This is a genomic window from Bradyrhizobium cosmicum, assembly GCF_007290395.2.
GTDB classification, from domain to species: Bacteria; Pseudomonadota; Alphaproteobacteria; order Rhizobiales; family Xanthobacteraceae; genus Bradyrhizobium; species Bradyrhizobium cosmicum.
This window is the reverse complement of record NZ_CP041656.2, coordinates 5,391,803-5,412,977: the sequence shown is the minus strand read 5'-3', so window position 1 is coordinate 5,412,977 and position 21,175 is coordinate 5,391,803. Positions and strand designations below refer to the sequence as shown.

General features: G+C 63.7%; 18 protein-coding genes. 13 read left to right on the top strand and 5 right to left on the bottom strand.

Annotated features, from left to right (window positions below; genetic code table 11):
* Window positions 1–10 precede the first annotated feature (10 nt).
* Complete coding sequence (locus FNV92_RS25970; protein ID WP_015687675.1) at window positions 11–283, top strand: hypothetical protein; 273 nt, start codon at window positions 11–13, stop codon at window positions 281–283.
* A 195-nt stretch (window positions 284–478) separates the two neighbouring features.
* Complete coding sequence (locus tag FNV92_RS25965) at window positions 479–2,029, top strand: peroxidase family protein (protein ID WP_143843979.1); 1,551 nt, start codon at window positions 479–481, stop codon at window positions 2,027–2,029.
* A 144-nt stretch (window positions 2,030–2,173) separates the two neighbouring features.
* Here FNV92_RS25965 and FNV92_RS25960 read toward each other — a convergent pair whose 3' ends face one another.
* Window positions 2,174–3,682: a sensor histidine kinase gene (locus FNV92_RS25960; RefSeq protein WP_143843980.1), complete on the bottom strand. Its 1,509-nt coding sequence runs from the start codon at window positions 3,680–3,682 to the stop codon at window positions 2,174–2,176.
* 293 nt (window positions 3,683–3,975) lie between these two features.
* Window positions 3,976–4,320: a DUF1236 domain-containing protein gene (locus FNV92_RS25955; RefSeq protein WP_143843981.1), complete on the bottom strand. Its 345-nt coding sequence runs from the start codon at window positions 4,318–4,320 to the stop codon at window positions 3,976–3,978.
* Window positions 4,321–4,456: 136 nt separating this feature from the next.
* Between FNV92_RS25955 and FNV92_RS25950 the strand changes: the two genes are divergently transcribed.
* Window positions 4,457–4,690 (top strand): hypothetical protein, encoded by a 234-nt coding sequence (locus FNV92_RS25950; RefSeq protein WP_143843982.1) that lies wholly within the window; start codon window positions 4,457–4,459, stop codon window positions 4,688–4,690.
* Window positions 4,691–4,838: 148 nt separating this feature from the next.
* Here the strand turns inward: FNV92_RS25950 and FNV92_RS25945 are convergent, their stop codons facing one another.
* Window positions 4,839–6,113, bottom strand: a complete 1,275-nt coding sequence (locus FNV92_RS25945) for a serine hydrolase domain-containing protein (RefSeq protein WP_143843983.1) — start codon at window positions 6,111–6,113, stop codon at window positions 4,839–4,841.
* Between the two features lie 163 nt (window positions 6,114–6,276).
* On the opposite strand from FNV92_RS25945, the gene FNV92_RS25940 reads away from it, so the two are divergent.
* Together FNV92_RS25940 and FNV92_RS25935 are read left to right on the top strand one after the other, a co-directional pair.
* Window positions 6,277–7,194 (top strand): intradiol ring-cleavage dioxygenase, encoded by a 918-nt coding sequence (locus FNV92_RS25940; RefSeq protein ID WP_143843984.1) that lies wholly within the window; start codon window positions 6,277–6,279, stop codon window positions 7,192–7,194.
* A 145-nt stretch (window positions 7,195–7,339) separates the two neighbouring features.
* Entirely contained in the window at window positions 7,340–7,504 is a 165-nt protein-coding gene (locus tag FNV92_RS25935) for a hypothetical protein (protein WP_168213562.1), read from the top strand.
* Window positions 7,505–8,117: 613 nt separating this feature from the next.
* On the opposite strand, the gene FNV92_RS25930 is transcribed toward FNV92_RS25935, so the two are convergent.
* Both FNV92_RS25930 and FNV92_RS25925 read right to left on the bottom strand, forming a co-directional pair.
* The gene (locus tag FNV92_RS25930; protein ID WP_168213563.1) at window positions 8,118–9,854 is read right to left on the bottom strand and encodes a bifunctional protein-serine/threonine kinase/phosphatase; all 1,737 of its coding nucleotides are present in this window, start codon (window positions 9,852–9,854) and stop codon (window positions 8,118–8,120) included.
* A 60-nt stretch (window positions 9,855–9,914) separates the two neighbouring features.
* On the bottom strand, window positions 9,915–10,754 hold the full coding sequence (locus tag FNV92_RS25925; RefSeq protein ID WP_143843986.1) for a formate/nitrite transporter family protein: 840 nt from the start codon (window positions 10,752–10,754) through the stop codon (window positions 9,915–9,917).
* A gap of 676 nt (window positions 10,755–11,430) precedes the next feature.
* Here FNV92_RS25925 and FNV92_RS25920 point away from each other — a divergent pair.
* The 8 genes from FNV92_RS25920 (at window position 11,431) to FNV92_RS25885 (ending at window position 21,059) form a co-directional block, all read left to right on the top strand.
* Window positions 11,431–12,750: a CmpA/NrtA family ABC transporter substrate-binding protein gene (locus FNV92_RS25920; RefSeq protein ID WP_143843987.1), complete on the top strand. Its 1,320-nt coding sequence runs from the start codon at window positions 11,431–11,433 to the stop codon at window positions 12,748–12,750.
* Window positions 12,751–12,810: 60 nt separating this feature from the next.
* Complete coding sequence (gene ntrB, locus FNV92_RS25915) at window positions 12,811–13,707, top strand: nitrate ABC transporter permease (protein ID WP_015687663.1); 897 nt, start codon at window positions 12,811–12,813, stop codon at window positions 13,705–13,707.
* A gap of 11 nt (window positions 13,708–13,718) precedes the next feature.
* A complete protein-coding gene (locus FNV92_RS25910) occupies window positions 13,719–14,513 on the top strand; it encodes an ABC transporter ATP-binding protein (protein ID WP_143843988.1) in 795 nt (264 codons plus the stop codon).
* A gap of 204 nt (window positions 14,514–14,717) precedes the next feature.
* Window positions 14,718–15,146: a globin family protein gene (locus FNV92_RS25905; RefSeq protein WP_143843989.1), complete on the top strand. Its 429-nt coding sequence runs from the start codon at window positions 14,718–14,720 to the stop codon at window positions 15,144–15,146.
* A 10-nt stretch (window positions 15,147–15,156) separates the two neighbouring features.
* A complete protein-coding gene (locus FNV92_RS25900) occupies window positions 15,157–16,374 on the top strand; it encodes an NAD(P)/FAD-dependent oxidoreductase (RefSeq protein WP_168213564.1) in 1,218 nt (405 codons plus the stop codon).
* A gap of 1 nt (window position 16,375) precedes the next feature.
* Window positions 16,376–19,081, top strand: coding sequence for a nitrate reductase (locus FNV92_RS25895; protein ID WP_143843991.1), 2,706 nt, complete (start codon window positions 16,376–16,378; stop codon window positions 19,079–19,081).
* Between the two features lie 233 nt (window positions 19,082–19,314).
* Window positions 19,315–20,211 carry an SMP-30/gluconolactonase/LRE family protein gene (locus FNV92_RS25890; RefSeq protein WP_143846209.1) on the top strand — a complete coding sequence of 299 codons (897 nt, stop codon included), beginning with the start codon at window positions 19,315–19,317 and terminating at the stop codon, window positions 20,209–20,211.
* A gap of 8 nt (window positions 20,212–20,219) precedes the next feature.
* Complete coding sequence (locus FNV92_RS25885) at window positions 20,220–21,059, top strand: aldo/keto reductase (protein ID WP_143843992.1); 840 nt, start codon at window positions 20,220–20,222, stop codon at window positions 21,057–21,059.
* Window positions 21,060–21,175: the final 116 nt, after the last annotated feature.

Here is a 21,175-nt window from a genome sequence, read left to right as displayed (position 1 = left end):
TGGAGATCTCGTGACAAAGACACTGTTCCTAGAACCCTTGTCGAACAACGCGGCTCTGGTTGCCTGGCAATTCGTGGGGCAACCGTTGCAGGAGTGGCCGAGCTGGGTCCAGTCAACCTGCTCGCTTCAGAAGGATGCCGAGGGAAAATTCGAGCTTCGGCACGAGCGCCGCAGCGGCACGCAGATTGTCTATCTCGGCGAGTGGCTCGTGAGGGATCTGGACGGCGGCATCGACTTCTACACGGACGCCGAGATTTGGGCGCGGTTCGCCGCGAAGCGCTAGTGATCTATCGCACAGGTCGGGTGGGGCAAAACGCCTCGCCCTTTCGGACACACTTCAGATGCAATCTGAGGTAATATTTCGTCCTACTGCACCCAGAGGGGCAATTTTCAAAAACGTATACTGAAGCGAGAATTTTACACCGATCGACAAACTCGGCGCCCCTCTCCCTTACAGCATTTTGCGCAGGAGCAAGCGATGGGAACCGACGTAAACGTTCAGCCCGGTCATGGCAAAGCCGGACGTCAGCCGACGCGACAATTTCTCGATACGCTTTCAGGACACGACGATCCCGGCATGTTCGGTCGGATGTTTCCGACACTCGAACCGCTGGCCGTCGACGACGGTCCGCTTCATGATCTCGCCAACGCGATGAAGGACCCCGCTCCGGGCGACGCGGCTGGAAACAATACCAAAGTGCCCGCCGGGTTCACTTATCTCGGGCAGTTCGTCGATCATGACATCACCCTGGATCTGACTTCCTTTGGCGACAAGGAAGCCGACCCGATGGCCGTGCAGAACTTTCGCACGCCGGCGCTCGATCTCGACAGCATCTATGGTCTGGGTCCAGACGGAAGCCGCCACTTGTACGCGCGCAATTCCGCTGGCGACAACGGCAAGACCCCGGGCCCCAAACTGCTGATCGGCAAGACGGTCAACGTTCCGCTCGGCAACGTCACGGGAGATCACCGCAACGATCTTCCGCGCAGTCCCGAGGGGTTCGCCTTGATCGGGGATCATCGCAATGACGAGAATCTGCTGGTCGCGCAAACTCACGTTGCGATGCTCAAATTTCACAACAAGGTCTGCGATCAGCTCGCTGCGTCGGGCAAGCCGCCCGGCGAGATATTCGAAGAAGCGCGCCGGATCGTGACTTGGCACTACCAGTGGATGGTCCTGCACGATTTTGTGGAGCGGATCACCGAGAAAGGACTGGTGGCGAAGATCCTCGAACAGGGTCGGCGCTTCTACCGCTTCAAGAAGATCCCGTACATGCCGGTCGAGTTCTCCGCCGCGGTCTATCGTCTCGGCCACAGCATGGTTCGCGAGGTCTACAGCCACAACAGGATCTTCACGCCGGGCGGCGTCGTTCCTGGGACCCTCGACCTGCTGTTCCAGTTCACCGGGCTTTCGGGAGGCATCATCGGAGATCTCGCGCCTAATCCGATCCAGCCGCCGCTCCCGCTTCCGGTGCTTTCAAGCAACTGGATCATCGACTGGCGCCGCTTCCATGAGATCCTGCCGTCCAATCCGCCGGGAGTCGCGTTCAACCCGTCGCGCAAGATCGACCCGTTTGTCGTGCCGCAGCTCCACACTCTGCCTGGTGACGGCAGCAGCCTGCCGTTCCGCAATCTCAAGCGCGGTGTAATATTGGGATTGCCGTCCGGGCAGGACGTGGCGAAGGCCATGAAGATCAAGAATCCGCTGACGCCGGCCGAGATATCGAAGGGGACCGACGGAGCGGTGGCGAAGAAGCATGGTCTGCACGAGCACACCCCGCTCTGGTACTACATCCTCAAGGAGGCGGAGCAGCGGGGCGGCGGCGAAAAGCTCGGACCGGTAGGGGCGACGCTTCTTGCCGAGGTCTTCGTCGGTCTCGTCCACGGCGATCACCAGTCGTACCTCTGGCTCAAGGGCAAGAGCTGGAAGCCAACGCTGCCTTCGCAAGTGCCAGGTGAGTTCACCATGGCCGACCTGCTGCGCTTTGTCGGAGACATCAGCCCGATCGATGGCATCTCGACCGTCTAGTTGCTTGACGATCTGCCGGCTGCACAAATGAGGCTGGGCCGCGAATTGGCCCAGCCCGTGTTTGGCTGCAGCGTCCCGGTGATCGCGAAATATTGCACCGGCGCGCCCTCGCCGACGCCACGAGTTCCTCGCCGATGTCCCCGTTCACCGCGCCTCGTCGAGCGCGCAGATGACCGTGCAGACCACGCCGCGCGGCAGAAAATCCACCGTCGCCTCGCCGCCGAGCTGGTCGCGCGCGCTGCGCTCGATCAGGCGGGAGCCGAAGCCTCGCTGTACCGGAGCCGTCACTGGCGGGCCGCCGGTCTCGGTCCAGATCAGCCGCAGCCGCGGTTTTGGCGTGTCCCCGATGACCTCCCATTCCAGCGTGACCCGGCCGGTCTCGTTGGAGAGCGCGCCATATTTCGCGGCGTTGGTGGCGATCTCGTGCACGATCATCGACAGCACGACAGCGAGCCTCGGTGACAGCGGCACCGTGGGGCCTGTCATGCGGATACGTTCGGGGCCGGAGAGCAGGAACGGATGGAGCACCCGCGCGATCACGTCCTTCAGATCGGAGCCCTGCCATTTCTCCTGGCTGAGGAGATTGTGCGCCTCGGCGAGTGCGCCGAGGCGGCCCTCGAACTTGATCCGCTCGTCGCGGCTGGCGCTGCGGAAGGTCTGCACCGCGATCGCCTGCATCAGCGCCAGGGTGTTCTTGACGCGATGGTTGAGCTCCTCGATCAGCAGATTGTGCAGCATGTCGCCGCGCGCGATCGTGGTCGCCATCCTGACCGCAAAGGTGAGGCCGATCAGCAGCAGCACGCCGCCGATCAGGCTGGTGATCGCGATGTTGCGCCAGAGCGGCGCGATCAGCGAGCTCTCGGCAACACCGGCCGCGACGGTCCAGCCGGTCAGTCGCGAGCGCGTGTAGGCCGAGGCCAGCGCGACGCCTTCGAGCGAGACGGTCGACAATGCGGCCTCGGGCGCGCGAAACATCGCGTTGTACAGCGAGGGAGACGCCTGCTTGCCGAACGTCTCGCTCGGATTGGGCGCGCGTGCGAACACGAAGCCCTTGCTGTCCAGCAGCGACACCGTCCACTGCTCGTCGGGACGTTGCCGGTCGACCAGTTGCTGGAAGATGTCGAGCGGCGGGCTGAACGAGAGCGTGTAGGCGACCTCGCCGTCGCGCAGCACCGGAACTTCGACCGTCACGATCGGACGCTTCTTGGTCGAGCCGACGAACAGATCGGAATATTGCGGCGCCTTGCTTGCAAAGACCCGCTCGACGATCTCGCGATTATTGCGTGGCGGCAGGCTCGCCGTGTCGGGTGTCACGGTCGAGAAGAGCTGATGCCCCGACCGGTCGGCCAGAAGAAGAATGCTGTCTTCGCCATATTGGTTGATGAAACCCGCGGCGAGGTGCCGGAAGCGGTCGAAGTCGCCGCTGCGCAAGGATTCGCTGAGCGCGAGCACCTGCAACCCGCCCGTCATCCGCTGCACCTCGGCGTCGAGCACGAGGCGCATGCTGCGGACAGTCTCCAGCACCCGGCGCGTGGCGTCGGTGCGATCCTGGCGGTAGTTGGCGTAGGCGAGGCCGACCGCGAACACGATCAGCGGCAGCGTCGTTCCCGCGACCAGAAGAGCGAGTCGGACCGGCAGGGTGAATTTCGGCAAACGTGAACGTCCCGGTTCCAGCGCATCCGCGCTGGATTATGATTTTGCCCGACCATACGGGCATGATTTGCGCGGCGCTATAATTTTCGCATTTTGGAGAGCAGTTCAGAAAAGGATTTTGCAGCGCGGTCGCCGGCGTCCGCGCCTCAGCTCATGCCGATCGCGGTCAGCAACAGGCACACGGCGTAAACGGCCGCCAAGCTGAGACCGGCGATCCGGGCCTCTCGATGCGATGTCATGGTCGCCTCCCGGGTGGCGGCCGCCTTAAGGCGACCGCCGTCCATACATCTTGATCAATCGATTTCCTGAACGACCGTCCGCGTGGCGGGATCCACCAGCATCACGCGCTCGCCGGCGTAGACGTAGCGATATTTCGTCAGGGACGGACCCCAGTCCGATGGAACGGCTTCGAGCTCGACGTCGCCTGGAACCGTCGCGCCGACAATGATCTTCTCGTTCTTCACGATGGGACGTACGCGGTGCTCGGTGACGTAGGATTTGATCCTGGTCCGGTATTCCGGCTCGATCTGAACGACGGCCGTGTGACCGGTTCCGGTGGTGGTCACCACGGTGGACTGCGCGACCGCGCCAGTCGAGATCATCACCACCACGGCGGAAAGCAGATATAGCTTGTTCATCTTGTTCTCCTCACTGGAATAAGTGCGGCTCAACCGTCCACTGCAGACGGCGTTCCCTCGCTCTGGAACAAATTGCCGCTTTTTCCCGTTTGTGAATCGACCAGGCAGCAACGCCTGGCAATGGAGGAGAGCAAAAATGAAGCTGAAGATGGCAACTGCCGCGCTGATGATTGCTGTGTTTTCCCTGCCCGCGTTCGCGGCCGACGAGTTCTACGTCGTCCAGGACGTCAAGACGAAGAAATGCACAATCGTCGACAAGAAGCCGACGGAGACGACCATGACCGTCGTGAGCCCGTCGGGCACGGTCTACAAGTCGCGTACCGAGGCCGAGAGCGGCATGAAGACCGTCAAGGTCTGCACGTCAAACTGAGGAGGACGACAAATGCCAATTCTGATTTTGTGGGCGGTGCCAGCCGTGCTCGTGATCGGCGGTGGCGTCTATCTGATTGGCCATCTTCACTGAGCAGAAAACAACGGGGCCCCGCGATTCTTCGCGGGGCCCCGTGACACGAGCGTTCCTACAGATTGCTCTCGGTGATGGCGGCGTAGACCATGCTGCGCAGCTCGCGCCGGATGGGATAGGCGCTCGACGGCAGCACCTGCGTCATGAAGATGGTCACGAGTTCCTCGGCTGGATCGATCCAGAACGAGGTCGTGGCCGCGCCGCCCCAATTGTATTCGCCGGGGCTGCCGGCGACCAGCGTCTCCGCCGGGCGCATGGTCACGGCGAAGCCGAGACCGAAGCCGATGCCGTTATAGGCGGCCTCGGCGAACATCGAGCGCGAGACTTCCGGCAGCGAACGCCCGCCCGGAATGTGGTTGCTGGTCATCAACGCCAGCGTCTTCGGGCCGAGCAACCTGACGCCGCCGAGCTCGCCGCCATTGAGCAATGCACGGCAAAAGGTGAGATAGTCGGCCATCGTCGAGCACAGCCCGCCGCCTCCGGAGATGAGCGAGGGCGGGATGAGGAACGAGCTCTTGGTCGGGTCGTCCTGCAGCGTCAGACCCTCGCGGCGCTGGCCTGCGTGGAAGGTCATGCCGCCACTCGGATCGGCGGAATAGCAGGCCGCGAGACGGTGCGCCTTGGAGGCCGGCACGTGGAAATCGGTGTCGGTCATGCCGAGCGGATCGAGAATTCGTGCCTTGAGAAACTGTTCGAACGGCATGCCCGAAATCTTGCCGACGAGATAGCCGAGCACGTCGGTCGAGACCGAGTAGTTCCAGGCTTCGCCCGGCGAGAACTCCAGCGGGATTTTCGCAAGGCTCTCGATCATGGTCTGGAGCGTGCCGGACTTCTCGACCTCGCCGATCTTCTCGGCGCGATAGGCCGCATCAACGTTGGAGCGCTGCTGGAAACCGTAAGTCAGCCCGGAGGTGTGGCGGAGCAGATCGACGATCAGCATCGGCCGGGTCGGCGGCCGAGTCAGGAAGGCCGGCGCGGTGCCGGCGACGAACACGCCGAGATCCTTCCATTCCGGAATGTACTTGGCGACCGGCTCGTCGATCGCGACGAGGCCTTGCTCGACCAGCATCATGAAGGCGACGCTGGTGAGCGGCTTGGTCATGGAATAGATGCGGTAGATGGTGTCGTCCTTGACCGGCGCCTTGCGCTCGATGTCCGCATAGCCCTGTACCGAGCTGTGGGCGATCTTGCCGCGGCGATAGACCAGCAGATGCGTGCCCGGAAAACGGCCGGCATCGATGTACCGGTTCTTCAGATGCGCATCGACGCGCTCGAGCGCGGCCTTGGACATGCCCACGGATTCGGGCGAGGCGGGGGTAGGGGCGAGCATCAGTTTCCTCCGGGGCGTTTTGCCGGAAAGTTGATACCGAAATGGCGGCCGCATTCCAAGCCGGTTGCGCTTAACGCGGACCCGCCGACTGGTGTAGGCTCCCGCCCGGAACGCCTTAGGGAGCCCATCCGGGCCAACGAGAAAAACGCGAGGGCAAACGCATATGACCCAGTTCAACGAGACCGAACTCACCGAAGCCGTCGTCCAGAGCTTCGACAACACCCCGGACCCGCGGGCCAAATTCCTGCTCCAGGAATTGGTGAAGTCGCTGCACGATTACGTGAGCAAGACCGGTCTCACCTTCGAGGAATGGGAATACGCCATCGATTTCCTGACTCGCACCGGCCACAAATGCACCGATACCCGCCAGGAATTCATCCTGCTGTCGGATGTGCTCGGTGTCTCCATGCTGGTCGACGCGGTCAACCACCGCGACCGCGAGGGCGCCACGCAGACCACGGTGCTCGGCCCGTTCTATGTCGGCGAGCACAAGGTCACGGCACACGGCACCGATATCTCGCCGAACAACCAGACCGGCGATCGGATGTTCGTGCAGAGCCGCGTCACCGACCTCAAGGGCAAGCCGCTCGCCGGTGTCCCCGTCGACGTCTGGCATGCCGATGATGACGGCTTCTACGATTCACAAAAGCCGAACTACGACGAGGTCGGCGCCTCGGCGCGGGCGCGCTTCATCACGGACAGCGACGGCCGCTTCTTCTTCCGCACCATTCTGCCGTGCAGCTATCCGATCCCGACCGATGGCCCGGTCGGCGAGATGATCGTGCAGACCAAACGGCATCCGATGCGCCCCGCGCATGTGCACTTCCTGGTCAACGCAAAGGGCTACGAGCCGCTGATCACCCACGTCTTCATGGACGGCGACAAATATCTCGATTCCGACGTCGTGTTCGGCGTCAAGGACGACCTCATCGCCAAGATCGAGCCGCGCAACGATCCGGCGATGCCCGACGGCACCAAGGCGAACGGTCCGTGGCATTTGATGACCTATGAATTCCACCTCAAGCCGGGTGGTGGCATGGCGCCGAAACCGCTTGGGACGAAGGCGGCGGAGCCGGCGTGAGGCCGGATCGAGGGTCATCGCTCATCGGAAGGGCAGTGCCGTTGAGGCATTTCTCTTTCGCCCAACATAGGCCTTGCGCCGATTGCGCAATGGGTAGCTAGTGTTCGTGTCAGCGCACCACGCTACCCGGCCGTCGGAGGGCGCAATGCAAAACTACATCAATCACGAAAACATCAGACGTTATCAGAAGCTGATCGCCGTCAGTGAGGGTGACCCATCCCGCGACGAAGCACGGCACCAAACGCTGTTACGACTCCTGGACGAGGAAAAAGCTAAGGATGAGAGACCGCACGACTGGCCAAACGTCTGATCAGGGCCGTTCTGATCCAGTTTTCGGCTTTCTTGATCGAAATGGAACCTGCGTTTGCGTGTGGCGGGAGTATCGAGACTCCCAATGAGCCGTCGCGATATCGCCGACTATCCTGGATCGATATTGGAGAAGCCTGCTGGGCGCCGATTGTCGATTGCAACATTGTTGGGTCGCGTTCTGAACATAAAGCTAGAGCACCTTGGTCCCATCACCGTCCATTGTTGGCTGCTATCGGTGACAGAGAGTGCTGCATGCTCCCGCCCATCAAGGAGCATCGGATATGTCACACTATAAAGCCTACCTTATCTCCCGAGACGGCCACCACATTAAAGCCGTCAACCTTGAGTGTGTCGACGATGACGCGGCAAAGACACGCGCTGAGCAACTGACGGACTTTAGTGATGTCGAGCTATGGGAGCACGCCCGCAGGGTTGCGAAGTTTGGCACCAAATCTGACTGAAGACGCTGGCTGCGGGTTTCCCCGCCGCCCATTCCCCGTCGATCGCCGCCGCAAGAAGTCAGAACAGTTCTTGGCGCGCTGCTTTGTTCTGACCGGCCGTATATGCCCGCTTGGCCACCAGCAACTGCCGTCTGCACCTCACGAGTTCATCCTCTAACGTGCATGCAGCAGCGCCAGCAGCACGACCACCGCGCCGGCGAGCGCCGCCGAGGTCAGCTTCCAGAACATCAGCGGGCTGCGCTCCAGGAGCGGCGTGATCCGCGTGTCGAGATAGGCCGGATTGGGGGAGCGAAGCTCGAAGACGAATTCGGACAGATCCTCGTGCCGCTTGTAGGGATCGGGATGCAGCGCGCGCCGGAGCGCGCCATCGACCCAGGCGGGCACGTTGCGGTCGTCATCGGCCGGGCGGTACTGCAGCCTCCGCACGTCCGCCTTGCGCCGGATCTTTGCGATCTGGGCGCCGTAGGGAAGCCTGCCCGTGAGCATCTGGTAGCAAATCACCGCCAGCGAAAACATGTCGGAGCGCGGCGAGCCGCCTTGCCCAAGAAAATACTCCGGCGCCGTGTATTGGACGGTCCCCAGGATGTCGCCGGACTCGTCCTGCGGCGCGGCCTCGGTGACGCCGGCGACCCGGACCGATCCAAAGTCGATGATCTTCGCGGTGCCGGTCTTGTCGATCATGATGTTGTCGGGCCGCAGATCCTGATGCAGCATCTCCATGCGGTGGAAGGCGCGTAGGCCCGCGGCGATCTGCTCGATCAGTCCACGGACGGTTTCGAGGTCGGGCCGGGGATTGTCCGTCATCCACTGCCGCAACGTCTGTCCTTCGATGAATTCGGTCGCGACGTAGAGGTAACCGCGCCGCCGCGACTGTGACAGCGGTTTGAGCACGTGCGGGCTGTCGATCCGGCGCGCGATCCATTCCTCCATCAGGAAGCGCTTGAGATAGGCGGCATTGTCACGCAGATCGATCGACGGCAGCTTGAGCGCGACCGGCGCGTCGGTCTCCGTATCGACGGCGAGATAGATGTGGCTGCGGCTGCTGGCGTGGATCTCCCTGATGATCCCGTAGCCGTCGAAGATCGCGCGCGGCTCCGGCAAGGGAGGCAGCGGCAGTTCGGCGGTCTGATTGAAGATACCTGCCGGCTCGCGCTGCGGCACCGCATCGACGCGGAGGATCTGCACCGTGATGTTGTCGTCGCTGCCGCGCCGGTAGGCCTCTTCGACGATCGCCTTGGCCGCGCCGTCAAGCTCGGCTGCGCGTTCGTTGATGGCGCTGATGATGAAGCGATGGTCGACGAATTCGTAGGCGCCGTCGGTGGCGAGCAGGAAGGTGTCGCCGGCCTCGATCTCGACCGTCTGGTAGTCGATCTCGAGCTGCGGATTGATGCCGAGCGCGCGGCCGAGATAGGTCTGCTCCGACGACACGATGATGCGGTGATCCTCGGTCAGCTGCTCGAGCGCCTTGCCGGCGACGCGGTAGATGCGGCAGTCGCCGACATGGAAGATGTGCGCAGTGGTCGCCTTGATGACCATGGCGCTGAGCGTGCAGACGTAGCCCTTGTCGCGGTCGTAGGCATATTGGCTCTTGCGCGTCTGCGCATGGAGCCAGGAATTGGTCGCGTCAAGCACGCGGCGGGCGGAGGTCTTCACCGTCCAGGATTCCGACGTGCAGTAATAGTCCATCAGGAAGCTCTTGACCGCGGACTCGCTGGCGATCTGGCTCACCGTGCTGCTCGAGATGCCGTCGGCCAGAACGGCCGCGATGCCCTTCAGGCTGAGCTGTGGCTCCGCCGGAATCAGGACGCCGTGGAAATCCTGGTTGACAGGCTTGCGGCCCTTGTCGGAGTGCTGGCCGACCGAGATCTGGAGTCCGCGAGTCATGGTCATCACCAGGGAAGGGGAGCCTCACCCTGGGCGGGCGAGGCTCCCCTGTCGAGACGGATTCGATCAGGCCGCGACGCGGGGCGGCGCGGTCTTGCCGGCCTGGCGCTTCGGCTGGGTCATGACGTGCGTGGCATAGAGGGTCAATCCGGTGAAGGCGAGGCCGCCCACGAGGTTGCCGAGCACGGTCGGGATCTCGTTCCAGATCAGGTAATCCATGATCGAGAATTTCGCGTGCAGCATCAGGCCCGACGGGAACAGGAACATGTTCACCACCGAATGCTCGAACACCATGTAGAAGAACACCAGGATCGGCATCCACATCGCGATCACCTTGCCGGGGACCGAGGTCGAGATCATGGCGCCGACGACGCCGGTCGAGACCATCCAGTTGCAGAGCATGCCGCGCATGAACAGGGTCGCCATGCCGGCGGCACCATGCGCGGCATAGCCGAGCGTTCGGCCTTCGCCGATGTTGCCGATCGCTGCCCCGACCTTGTCGGGATCCTGCGTGAAGCCGAACGTCGTGACGAAGGCCATCATCAAGGCGACGGTGAAGGCTCCGGCGAAGTTGCCGACGAAGACGAGGCCCCAGTTGCGCAGCACGCCGCCGAGGGTAACGCCGGGGCGCTTGTCGATCAGGGCGAGCGGCGAGAGCACGAACACGCCGGTCAGAAGATCGAAGCCCAGGAGATAGAGCATGACGAACCCGACCGGAAACAGCAGCGCGCCGACCAGCGGCTGGCCGGTGTTGACGTTGATGGTGACGGCGAACCAGGCGGCCAGCGCGAGGATGGCGCCGGCCATATAGGCCCGGATGATGGTATCCCGGGTGGACATGAAGATCTTGGACTCGCCTGCATCCACCATCTTGGTGACGAATTCCGAAGGCGCGAGATACGACATCAATGGTTCCTTTTGCTTCGTGAGTGAGACCGACACGCCCCTCGAGAGAGCGCGCTGAACGTGATGGGCCGTGCGGGCTGATTGCCGCGCACGAGGGCTATGGGAGGTCTGGAAGCCTTGGGAATCGCGTCACGACGAAGAGCCGGAGGGGGCCGCGAAGCAGTTGAGCTTCCGGGCTGCAGCCGCCAGAGGCTGCAACATTGCGGCAAGCCGCAGTCTTCGTTGACGCCATAAGGAAATGCAAGTCGCGTGCCGATGCGGCGCGCTTAAAAATGATAGCAATTTCAATTGGATGGTGCCGGCCAGCATCTCGCTTTGACGGACTCCGCGGCCTTTTGGTTAGGCGGTTGCATAAAATTTGTGCGTCGCACAAGAAGTGAGCAATCCGCAAATTTCGCGTGCGGAAAAGGCCTGAGGCCGTCTGGCGTGGTACAGGTAACGCATTGAAAATTTGACGTTTTCAGATGCACCACGCTTGGCACGAAGCTTGAATGGTTCCAAGCTGACGCCACTGAAGCCGTCCCGCGAGACTTCTCATCCGAATTTGCTGACGCCACCAGGCGGGGGTTCCCCCGTCGCGCGTTCGCATGCGCCTTTTTCGGGCGCCACGGACGGACCGGGCTGCTCGTGCGTACTGACACAATCATTCGCAACGACGCAAAGGACGACACCGCCCATGACCAAGCGCATTCGCCGGCCTTCGGATACTGGCCTGAGCCGCCGTCAATTGTTGAAAGCCGCCAGCGGCACCGCCGCCCTTCTCGCTGCCGCCAAGCTGAATTTCCCAGCCGGCGCGTTCGCGCAGGATTCAGGCCCCGAGGTCAAGGGTGCCAAGCTCGGCTTCATCGCGCTCAGCGATGCCGGTCCGTTGTTCGTCGCCAAGGACAAGGGCCTGTTCGCAAAATACGGCATGCCCGACGTCGACGTGCAGAAGCAGGCCTCCTGGGGCACCACGCGCGACAACCTCGTGCTCGGCTCCGAAGGCAACGGCATCGACGGCGCGCACATCCTCACCCCGATGCCGTATCTGATCTCGGCCGGCAAGGTGACGCAGAACAACCAGCCGACGCCGATGTACATCCTGGCGCGTCTCAATCTCGACAGCCAGTGCATCTCGGTGGCCAACGAATATGCCGACCTCAAGCTCGGTGTCGATGCCACGCCGTTCAAGGCGGCGCTGGAGAAGAAGAAGGCCTCCGGCAAGGCGGTGAAGGCCGCCATGACCTTCCCCGGCGGCACCCACGATCTCTGGATTCGCTACTGGCTCGCCGCCGGCGGCATCGATCCCGACAAGGACATCGAGACCATCGTTGTGCCGCCGCCGCAGATGGTGGCCAACATGAAGGTCGGCACCATGGATTGCTTCTGCGTCGGCGAGCCCTGGAATCTGCAGTTGATCCACCAGAAGATCGGCTACACCGCCATCACGACAGGTGAGCTCTGGAACAAGCACCCGGAGAAATCCTTCGGCATGCGCGCGGCCTTCGTCGACAAATATCCGAAAGCCTCCAAGGCGCTGCTGATGGCGGTGATGGAAGCGCAGCAATGGTCCGACAAGGCCGAGAACAAGGCCGAGCTTGCCGCGACCATGGGCAAGCGGCAGTGGATGAACTGCCCGGTTGAAGACGTGCTCGACCGCTCCGCCGGCAAGTTCGACTACGGAATTCCCGGCAAGGTGGTCGAGAACTCGCCGCACATCATGAAGTACTGGCGCGACTTCGCCTCCTACCCGTTCCAGAGCCACGATCTCTGGTTCCTCACCGAGGATATTCGCTGGGGCAAATACGAGGCGAATTTCGACACCAAGGCGCTGATCGGCAAGGTCAACCGCGAAGACATGTGGCGTGATGCTGCCAAGACGCTCGGCGTCGCGGCGGCCGAGATCCCGACCTCCACCTCGCGCGGCAAGGAGACCTTCTTCGATGGCAAGGTGTTCGATCCCGAAAATCCGGCGGCTTATCTGAAGTCGCTCGCGATCAAGCGCGTCGAAGTTTGATGGAGCCAGCGGCCGCCGCGAGGCGGCCGCATCGTCTTTTGAAGCCGGAGAGATATTGCGATGAACATGCCTGCCACGAAGTTGGATGTTGAGACCGCGAAGCCCGTTGGCGCGGCCGCACCGGTCGTTGCGATGACGCCGAAGCGTGCTCCGCGCAGCGAGGCCTATGCGCGGATGGCGCGGGAGACCGCGGTGCGCGTGATCCCGCCGCTCGTGGTGATCGCGCTCCTGATGCTGGTGTGGGAACTGGTCTGCCGCCGCGCCGGCTCGGCGCTGCCGCCGCCGTCAAAAGTGTTCAAGGACACCAAGGAGCTGATCGTCGATCCGTTCTTCGACCATGGCGGCATCGACAAGGGCCTGTTCTGGCACCTCTCCGCCAGCCTCCAGCGCGTCGCCTTCGGCTATTCGCTCTCCGCCATCGTCGGCATCGCGCTCGGTGTGCTGGTCGGGCAATCGGTCTGGGCCATGCGCGGGCTCGATCCGCTGTTCCAGGTCCTGCGCACCATTCCGCCGCTCGCTTGGCTGCCGCTCTCGCTCGCCGCCTTCCGCGACGGCCAGCCGTCGGCGATCTTCGTCATCTTCATCACGTCGGTCTGGCCGATCATCATCAACACCGCGGTCGGCATCCGTAACATTCCGCAGGACTATCGCAACGTCGCCGCGGTGGTGCAGCTCAACCCGCTCGAGTTCTTCTCCAAGATCATGATCCCGGCGGCGGCGCCCTACATCTTCACAGGCCTGCGCATCGGCATCGGCCTGTCCTGGCTCGCGATCGTGGCCGCCGAAATGCTGATCGGCGGCGTCGGCATCGGCTTCTTCATCTGGGACGCCTGGAATTCCTCGCATATCAGCGAAATCATCCTGGCGCTGTTCTATGTCGGCATCATCGGGTTCGTGCTCGATCGTCTGATCGCGGGCCTTGGCAGGATCGTCACCCGCGGCACGGCGCAGGGCTGAGGAGAACACACATGACCGCCTATCTGAAGCTCGACCACATCGACAAGATATTCACCCGCGGCGCCGCCACCACGGAGGTGCTGAAGGACATCAACCTGACGATCGAGAAGGGCGAATACGTCTCGATCATCGGCCATTCCGGCTGCGGCAAGTCGACCCTGCTCAACATCATCGCCGGGCTCACCACCGCCACCACCGGCGGCGTGCTGCTGGAGAACCGCGAGGTCAACTCGCCCGGCCCCGATCGTGCCGTGGTGTTCCAGAACCACAGCCTGCTGCCCTGGCTGACCGTGTTCGAGAACGTCAAGCTCGGCGTCGACAAGGTCTTCGCCAGGACCAAGACCAAGGCCGAGCGCGAGGCCTGGGTGATGCACAATCTCAACCTCGTGCAGATGGCCCACGCCAGGGACAAGCGCCCCTCGGAAATCTCCGGCGGCATGAAGCAGCGCGTCGGCATCGCGCGGGCGCTGGCGATGGAGCCGAAAGTGCTGCTGCTGGACGAGCCCTTCGGCGCGCTCGACGCCCTGACCCGCGCGCATCTGCAGGACTCGGTGATGGCGCTGCACCAGAAGCTCGGCAACACCATTCTGATGATCACACACGACGTCGACGAGGCCGTGCTGCTGTCCGACCGCATCGTGATGATGACGAACGGACCGTCCGCCCGCATCGGCGAGGTGCTGGAGGTACCGCTGGTGCGGCCGCGCAAGCGGCTCGAGCTCGCGACCAGCGCGACGTACTTGAAGTGCCGTCAGCGCGTGCTCGAATTCCTCTATGAGCGTCACCGCTTCGTCGAGGCCGCGTAACTCGCGAGCGGTCGCCCTTGGGCCTGACGCGTCGCAGCCCGCAGGGTGAGGGCGCGCCAAGCCTCGCCGAAGCCAGGTGTGACACTTGGTATGAAACTCGCTTCTCCCCGTATGCGGGGAGAAGTCCCGCTGATGACGTTTGACCCATGAACCTTGTTCGCAACGGCGCGCACCAAGGCAAACCGAAACAGACAGGATTACATCATGACGCCGGAACAGATCACCCTCGTCCAGCAGAGCTTTTCCAAGGTCGCGCCGATTTCCGAAGCGGCTTCCGTGCTGTTCTACGACCGCCTGTTCGAGGTGGCGCCGTCGGTGCGCGCGATGTTCCCCGAGGACATGACCGAGCAGCGCAAGAAGCTGATGGGCATGCTCGCCGCCGTGGTCAGCGGCCTATCGAACCTCGAGACGATTCTTCCGGCGGCCTCCGCGCTCGCCAAGCGTCATGTCGCCTACGGCGCCAAGGCCGAGCACTATCCCGTGGTCGGCGCCACCCTGCTCTGGACCCTGGAGAAGGGCCTCGGCGAAGCCTGGACGCCTGAGCTCGCCGCGGCCTGGACCGACGCCTACGGCGTGCTGTCCGGCTTCATGATTTCCGAGGCCTACGGCGCGCAGTCGCAGGCCGCTGAATAGGAGATGCCTTGTGAGTGAACCGCTTGTCATCGTCGGTAACGGTATGGCGGCCGCACGTCTGGTCGACGAGCTCGCCAAGACCGCGCTCGGCCGCTACGCGGTCGCGGTGATCGGCGAGGAACCGCGGCTCGCTTACAATCGGGTGCTGCTCTCCTCCGTGCTGGCTGGTGAGACCGGCTCGCACGAGATCGAGCTTCGGCCGGCGGACTGGTGGCGCCATCGCGGCGTCACCGTCCGCTACGGCTACCGCGTCACCGAGATCGACATCGGCCGCCGCGAGCTCAAGATCGAGGGCGAAGAGAGCATGCACTATTCCAAGCTGGTGCTCGCCACCGGCTCGACGCCGTTGCGGCTCAACGTACCCGGCGCCGATCTCGCCGGCGTCCACACTTTCCGCGACACCCGCGACGTCGATTTGCTGCTGGCGCTCGCCGCCGGCAAGAAGCGCGTCGTGGTGGTCGGCGGCGGCCTGCTCGGGCTCGAAGCGGCCTACGGCCTCGCCAAGGCCGGCGCGCCCGTCACGCTGCTGCACCTGATGGACCGGCTGATGGAGCGCCAGCTCGATCTGCCGGCCGCCGACCTGCTTAAGACGCTGGTCGAACGCAAGGGCATCCGCATCCTGCTCAATGCCAGCACGAAGTGCATTCATGGCGACAGTCGCGTCGAAGCCGTCGAACTCGCCGACGGCAGCCGCATCGAGGCCGATGCGGTGATCTTCGCGGCCGGCATCAGGCCCAATGTCGCGCTTGCCAGGGACGCCGGCATCGCGGTCAATCGCGGCGTCGTCGTCAACGACGAGATGCAGACTGCTTCGCCCGACATCTACGCGCTCGGCGAATGCGCCGAGCATCGCGGTACCTGCTATGGCCTGGTCGAGCCGGCCTATGAGCAGGCGCGTGTGCTGGCGCGGCATCTCGCCGGCCGTCCCGCTGCCTATCAGGGCAGCGTGGTCTCGACCAATCTGAAAGTGTCTGGCGTCAGCGTGTTCTCCGCCGGCGACTTCATGGGCGGGGAGGGCAGCGAGAGCCTCGTGCTCACCGATCGCCGGCGCGGCACCTACAAGAAGCTCGTCATCGCCGACGGCCGGCTCACCGGCGCGGTGCTGATCGGCGATACCGCCGATGCGCTCTGGTATCTCGAGCTGATCCGCAATCGCGAAAAGGTCACCGCGATCCGTTCCGACATGATGTTCGGCCGCGCGCTTGCGCTTACGCCAAAGGCCGCTTGATATGACGGTGATCGATCCCTCGCTCCGCGCCACCCGGACGACCTGCCCTTATTGCGGCGTCGGCTGCGGCGTGCTCGCAACACCTGACGGCAAGGGCGGCGCCGCGATCGCGGGCGACCCCGATCATCCCGCCAATTTCGGCCGGCTGTGCTCGAAGGGCTCCGCGCTCGGCGAGACCGTCGGGCTGGAAAGCCGGCTGCTCTATCCGATGATCCGCTGCAAGGGTGTGCTGGAGCGCGTGGCCTGGAGCGATGCGCTCGACCACGTCGCCCACCGCATGCAGCACATCATCGCGCGCGACGGCGCCGATGCGGTCGCGTTCTATCTCTCCGGCCAGCTTCTGACCGAGGACTATTACGTCGCCAACAAGCTGATGAAGGGCTTCGTCGGCACCGCCAATGTCGACACCAATTCGCGGCTCTGCATGTCGTCCTCGGTTGCCGGCCACCGCCGCGCCTTCGGCGCCGACACCGTGCCGGGCTGTTACGAGGATCTCGACCAGGCCGATTTGCTGGTCTTCGTCGGCTCGAATGCGGCTTGGTGCCATCCGGTGTTGTTCCAGCGCATGCTCAGGAATCGGCAGGAGCGCGGCGCGCGCATGATCGTGATCGATCCGCGCCGCACGGACACCGCGGGCGATGTCGATCTGTTCCTCGGCCTCAAGCCCGGCACCGACACGGCGCTGTTCTCCGGCCTGTTCGTTCACCTCGCCGACAATGGCGCGCTCGATCAGGACTACATCGCGCAGAACACGTCGGGCTTCGACGACGCGCTGGCACGTGCGCGCAACATCGCCGGCAGCGTTACCGCGACTGCGCTTGCCACGGGCCTGCCCGAACAGGACGTCGCGGCCTTCTTCAAGATGTTCCGTGACACGGAGCGGGTCGTCACGCTCTATTCGCAGGGCGTCAACCAGTCGGCGCAAGGCACCGACAAGGTCAACGCGATCCTGAACTGCCATCTCGCCACCGGGCGGATCGGCAAGCCGGGCGCCTCGCCGTTCTCGCTCACCGGCCAGCCCAACGCGATGGGCGGCCGCGAGGTCGGCGGCCTCGCCAACCAGCTCGCCGCGCACATGAACTTCACGCCGCCGGACATCGATCGCGTCAGGCGGTTCTGGAAGGCGCCGCGCATCGCCACCCATGAGGGGCTGAAGGCGGTGCAATTGTTCGAGGCCATCAACCGCGGCGAGGTCAAGGCGCTGTGGGTGATGGGCACCAACCCCGCGGTGTCGCTGCCCGATGCCGATTTCGTGCGCGAGGCGCTGAAGAAGCTCGAGCTGTTCGTGGTCTCCGAGAACGTGCTCTCCAACGACACCGTCGAGGCGGGCCCGCACGTGCTCTTGCCCGCGCTCGCCTGGGGCGAGAAGTCGGGTACCGTCACCAATTCCGAACGCCGCATCTCGCGCCAGCGCGCGTTCCTGCCGGCGCCGGGCGAGGCACGGCCGGATTGGTGGATCCTGAGCGAGACCGCAAAGCGTCTCGGTTTCGGCGACAGCTTCAACTACGAATCCGCCGCCGACATCTTCCGCGAGCACGCCGCGCTCTCGGCGTTCGAGAACAATGGCAGCCGTGATTTCGACATCGGAGCGCTGACTTCGTTGTCCGACGACGCCTTCGATGCCTTGAAGCCGGTGCAATGGCCGGCACGCGAAGGCGAAGTGCCCGGCGAGCGCTTCTTCGCAGCCGGCGGCTTCTTCACCAATGACGGCAAGGGCCGCTTCGTCGCGCCGGAGGTGCCGTCGCTGCGTGGCGAGACCGGGCCGTCGCGTCCCCTGCGGCTCAACACCGGGCGCATCCGCGACCAGTGGCACACCATGACGCGCACCGGCCTCAGCCAGCGGCTGGGCGCGCATCTGCCCGAGCCGTTCGTCGAGATCCACCCCGATGATGCCAACAAGTACAACATCGCCCATGATGGCTATGCCCGCATCACCACCGATTACGGCCAGTGCATCCTGAAGGTCGTCGTCAGCGACCGGCAGCAGCGCGGCATGCTGTTCGCGCCGATCCACTGGAGCGCGATGAACGCCTCGCATGGCCGCGTCGGCGCGCTGGCGGCATCGTTCACCGATCCGTTCTCGGGGCAGCCGGAATCGAAGGCGACGCCGGCGGCGATTGCACCCTATGAATACGTCTTCCGCGGTTTTGCGCTGTCGCGAAAACAACTCGACCTGCCGCCGAACCTGCTGTGGACGCGTGTCACGGTTGCCTGCGGCTTCGGATATCTCTTCGCCGACAATGCCGACCTGTCGCGCTGGCCGGCCTGGCTCGAGAGCGTCGCCGGCGAAGACGTTGCCGACTATCGCGACTTCGGCGGCGGCGTCTATCGCGCAGCCTCGTTCGCGGGCGACCGCATCGAGACCTGCCTGTTCGTCGGCCCCGCCCATGATGCCGGCGATTGGGAGGTGGTGAAGAGCCTGTTCGTGGCCGATCACGTCACCGACGACCAGCGCCGCATGCTGCTGTCGGGCAAGTCCAGCGAAGGCGCGGCCTCGACCGGTCCCGTCGTCTGCGCCTGCTTCGGCGTCGGCCGCGGCACCATCTGCGACACCATCGCTGCCGGCGCACGCACGGCCGCCGAGATCGGCGTCAAGCTCAAGGCCGGCACCAATTGCGGCTCCTGCATCCCCGAGCTGAAGCGGCTGATTGCGACGACGGACGTGGCGCCGGCGAAGCAGGTGAAGGTCGTGGGGGCTGCGGGGTAGGCCCGGTTCTTTCCGCCGTCATTGCGAGCGTAGCGAAGCAATCCAGAATCCCTCCGCGGAAAGACTCTGGATTGCTTCGCTACGCTCGCAATGACGAGGTTGATGCAGGGGTGTCAAAACACGAGGGCGGGTATAGGCTGGCACGCAGCCATGCTCCAACCCCAATCGACGCGCCCTTCATTGTGCCCTATGGTGCCGCGCTCTCTCCATCAACAACCACAAAAACAAAAATGATGTACCTGGAAACGCCGCCGCGCCTGATCGAAACCAAGATCTTCTCCGCCATGCCCGACAAGTTCCGCCGCAAAAGCGTGCGGACCGACTGGGCTGACGCGAACCGGCCGGGTGTGCTGACCGACAGCTTCATCGAGGGGCCGTCCTTCGACAAGGACGGCCATCTCTACATCGTCGACATTCCGTTCGGCCGGATTTTCCGCATCGCGCCCGACGGCGAGTGGTCGCTGGTCATTGAATACGAGGGGTGGCCGAACGGGCTGAAGATCGCGGCCGACGGCCGCATCTTGGTCGCCGACTACATGCACGGCATCATGGAGCTCGACGCCAAGGCCGGCAGCATCAAGCCGATCCTGACCGCGCGCAATTCGGAATCGTTTCGCGGCTGCAACGACCTGCATCTTGCCTCCAACGGCGACATCTTTTTCACCGATCAGGGCCAGACCGGCCTGCATGATCCCAACGGGCGGGTTTATCGGCTGACGCCTGGTGGCCGGCTCGATTGCCTGATCAATACCGGCATCAGCCCGAACGGGCTGGTGCTCGACCCCAGCGAAACCGTGCTGTTCGTCGCCATGACGCGCGACAATTCGGTATGGCGGCTGCCGTTCATGCAGGATGGCAGCGTGTCGAAGGTCGGCCGCTTCTGTTCGCTGTTCGGCACCAGCGGCCCCGACGGCATGACGATGGATACGGCCGGCCGCCTGTTCGTCGGCCACGCCTCGCTCGGCCACGTCTTCGTGTTCGCGCCGAATGGCGAGCTGATCGCGCGCATCAAGTCATGCGCGGGGCCGAGCTGCACCAATGTCGCGATCGGTGGCGCGAAGAAGGACCGGCTCTATATCACGGAGTCCGGGACCGGCAGCGTGCTGGTCGCGGACATCAGCGGCTTGTGAGTTTTGACATGAAATCGAACCTCTTCGGCAAGACCGGCGCCAGTGTCTCCGTGATCGGGCAGGGCACCTGGTATCTCGACCACGGCGATCGCAACCGCGCGGTCGCGGCGCTTCAACGCGGGCTCGATCTCGGCATGACGCACATCGACACCGCCGAAATGTATGGCGATGCCGAGCTCGTCATTGCGGAGGCGATTGCGGGACGTCGCGATGAAGTGTTCCTCGTCTCGAAGGTGCTGCCGAGCAATGCGTCGCGTCGCGGCACCATCACGGCCTGCGAGCGTTCGCTGAAGCGGCTGAGGACCGATCGCCTCGATTGCTATCTGCTGCACTGGCGCGGTTCCTATCCGCTGGAAGACACCGTTGCTGCATTCGAGGAGTTGGTAAAGGCGGGCAAGATCAAGTCCTGGGGTGTCTCGAATTTCGATGCAGATGATCTCGACGAAATTCTCGATGTCGCGGGCGAGGGCCGCATCGCCTGCAATCAGGTGCTCTACCATCTGAAGGAGCGCGCGATCGAGCATGCGGTGATCCCGTGGTGCGAGCAGCATGGCGTTGCCGTCGTCGCCTATTCGCCGTTCGGTCACGACGATTTTCCAACGAGCAACAGCAAGGGCGGCGCGTTGCTCGCGCGTATTGCCGAGGCGCGTCGCGCGACGCCGCGTCAGGTCGCGCTGGGCTTCCTCACCCGGGCGACTACGGTGTTTGCGGTCCCGAAGGCGTCGTCGGCGGAACATGCCGGCGAGAATGCCGCGGCTGGCGATCTCGCGCTGACGAAGGATGAGATTTCGGCGCTCGATGCGGCGTTTCCGCGCGGTCCGAAGCCGCGCGGCCTGCCCATGCTGTAGTGCAGCAAAGCGCGCGTTGCTCGCATTCTTAATGAAGCATTGACGCGCGCGGACCTGAGCGCATATCGGCATCCTGTTTTCGGAAGTTGTGAAAGCGGCGCTTTTGTCGTTTTTTA

Coding starts and splice junctions, on each gene's coding strand:
- FNV92_RS25965 (WP_143843979.1), top strand. CDS start 479: ATGGGAACCGACGTAAACGTTCAGCCCGGTCATGGCAAAGCCGGACGT.
- FNV92_RS25955 (WP_143843981.1), bottom strand. CDS start 4,320: ATGAACAAGCTATATCTGCTTTCCGCCGTGGTGGTGATGATCTCGACT.
- FNV92_RS25950 (WP_143843982.1), top strand. CDS start 4,457: ATGAAGCTGAAGATGGCAACTGCCGCGCTGATGATTGCTGTGTTTTCC.
- FNV92_RS25945 (WP_143843983.1), bottom strand. CDS start 6,113: ATGCTCGCCCCTACCCCCGCCTCGCCCGAATCCGTGGGCATGTCCAAG.
- FNV92_RS25940 (WP_143843984.1), top strand. CDS start 6,277: ATGACCCAGTTCAACGAGACCGAACTCACCGAAGCCGTCGTCCAGAGC.
- FNV92_RS25935 (WP_168213562.1), top strand. CDS start 7,340: ATGCAAAACTACATCAATCACGAAAACATCAGACGTTATCAGAAGCTG.
- FNV92_RS25930 (WP_168213563.1), bottom strand. CDS start 9,854: ATGACCATGACTCGCGGACTCCAGATCTCGGTCGGCCAGCACTCCGAC.
- FNV92_RS25925 (WP_143843986.1), bottom strand. CDS start 10,754: ATGTCGTATCTCGCGCCTTCGGAATTCGTCACCAAGATGGTGGATGCA.
- FNV92_RS25920 (WP_143843987.1), top strand. CDS start 11,431: ATGACCAAGCGCATTCGCCGGCCTTCGGATACTGGCCTGAGCCGCCGT.
- ntrB (WP_015687663.1), top strand. CDS start 12,811: ATGAACATGCCTGCCACGAAGTTGGATGTTGAGACCGCGAAGCCCGTT.
- FNV92_RS25910 (WP_143843988.1), top strand. CDS start 13,719: ATGACCGCCTATCTGAAGCTCGACCACATCGACAAGATATTCACCCGC.
- FNV92_RS25905 (WP_143843989.1), top strand. CDS start 14,718: ATGACGCCGGAACAGATCACCCTCGTCCAGCAGAGCTTTTCCAAGGTC.
- FNV92_RS25895 (WP_143843991.1), top strand. CDS start 16,376: ATGACGGTGATCGATCCCTCGCTCCGCGCCACCCGGACGACCTGCCCT.
- FNV92_RS25890 (WP_143846209.1), top strand. CDS start 19,315: ATGTACCTGGAAACGCCGCCGCGCCTGATCGAAACCAAGATCTTCTCC.
- FNV92_RS25885 (WP_143843992.1), top strand. CDS start 20,220: ATGAAATCGAACCTCTTCGGCAAGACCGGCGCCAGTGTCTCCGTGATC.